Consider the following 1193-nt stretch of genomic DNA (forward strand, 5'->3'; position numbering starts at 1 on the left):
TGGTAATCCCCCCACTTTTAACGCGGTTCAGAAGTAGAGGCTATGCGGCGGCCATCAGCCGCTGTTTCGGCGTTACCCCGCCAAGGCCCATGTTGGGGCGCTCGTGATTGTATTGCCACATCCATTCCGTTGCGAACTGCTGGACGTGCGCCAGGTCATCCCAGTAGTACTGCGACAGCCATTCATAACGTACCGTGCGGTTGAAGCGCTCCACATAGGCATTCTGCTGCGGCTTGCCAGGCTGGATATAGTTCAATGCGACACCGCGCTGCGAGGCCCATTGCGTGATCGCGTCACTCAGGTACTCCGGGCCGTTGTCGCACCGTATCGCCGCCGGCTTGCCCCGCCACCCGATGATCTGCTCGAGTGCCCGTATGACACGAGCGGAGGGTAGCGAGAAGTCGATTTCGATTCCCAATGCTTCTCGGTTGAAGTCGTCGATCACGTTGAGCAACCGGATGCTGCGACCATCCTTCAACTGGTCGTGCATGAAGTCCATCGACCACACCGCGTTCGCCGACACCGGTACCGCCAAAGGCTCCGGCGCCTGACGCACAAGCCGCTTACGCGGCTTGATGCGCAGATTCAGTTCGAGTTCGCAATAGATGCGGTAAATCCTCTTGTGGTTCCATCCGAAGCCCTTCACGTTGCGCAGATACAGGAAGCACAACCCGAATCCCCAGTTACGGTGGTTGTCGGTCAGCCTCAGCAACCAGTCAGCGATCTGTTCATTCTCCGCATTGCGCTTTCGCTCATAGCGATAGCACGTCTGGCTTACGCCAAATGCCTCGCATGCAAGCCGTATCGATACCCCTCGGCGTGCTACTGCGTCGCTGGCCATCTCGCGGCGAGAAGATGGCCTCAGTCTTTTTTTGCCAGCGCCTCTGCGACGATCTCCGCCTTGATCTTCTCTTCGACGTACATCTTGCGCAGTCGTGCGTTCTCAGCCTCCAGCTCTTTCATCCGCGCCATGAGCGACACGTCCATGCCGCCGTATTTGCCACGCCAGTTGTAGAAGGTCGCTGTGCTGATGCCCAACTCCCGGCAAATTTCCGGCACCGCCAGGCCAGCCTCCGCGCGCTTGAGCGCCTCCATGATCTGGCTATCCGTGAACTTCGACTTCTTCATTGCGTAGAACTCCCTTTGCTGGAAATTCTACTTCTGATCCCGCTTACTGGACGGGGGTATTACCC

1 protein-coding gene is annotated in these 1193 nt (G+C 58.1%); it reads right to left on the minus strand.

Annotation, left to right across the window (positions count from 1 at the left end):
- Nucleotides 1-40: 40 nt before the first annotated feature.
- Nucleotides 41-1128 (minus strand): IS3 family transposase gene (locus HV773_RS36470; protein WP_175198549.1). Its coding sequence is split into 2 segments (ribosomal slippage): nucleotides 41-867 and nucleotides 867-1128, totalling 1089 coding nucleotides; the frame shifts between segments, so codons are not numbered across the junction.
- Between the last annotated feature and the right edge of the window lie 65 nt (nucleotides 1129-1193).

Origin of the sequence: Paraburkholderia caffeinitolerans (genome assembly GCF_902859945.1) — a bacterium.
GTDB classification, from domain to species: domain Bacteria; phylum Pseudomonadota; class Gammaproteobacteria; order Burkholderiales; family Burkholderiaceae; genus Paraburkholderia; species Paraburkholderia caffeinitolerans.